Here is a 335-nt window from a genome sequence, read left to right on the forward strand (position 1 = left end):
GCCTGGACGCCAAGTGCGGTGGCAATGTGACTTTTGCCGGTACCGGGCCCGCCAATCAGCACCACATTGTCGGCACTGTCCATGAAGTCTCCACGGTGGAGTTGGCGCACCAGGGCCTCGTTGATCTCGCTAGCGGCAAAGTCGAAGCCGGCCAGATCCTTGTATGCGGGGAAGCGGGCAGCCTTGATCTGATAGGCGATCGAGCGGACTTCGCGTTCAGCCATCTCAGCCTTGAGCAACTGGGACAGCATAGGAACGGCCGCGTCGAAGGCAGGTGCGCCTTGCTCGATCAGATCGCCGACAGCCTGAGCCATGCCATACATTTTAAGGCCACG

General features: G+C 60.6%; 1 protein-coding gene. It reads right to left on the bottom strand.

Annotation, left to right across the window (positions count from 1 at the left end):
* The coding region (locus tag EOE18_RS18285; protein ID WP_164852824.1) for an ATP-binding protein at window positions 1-335 on the bottom strand (335 nt) is incomplete at both ends.

Source organism: Novosphingobium umbonatum (assembly GCF_004005905.1).
In the GTDB taxonomy this organism is placed as follows: domain Bacteria; phylum Pseudomonadota; class Alphaproteobacteria; order Sphingomonadales; family Sphingomonadaceae; genus Novosphingobium; species Novosphingobium umbonatum.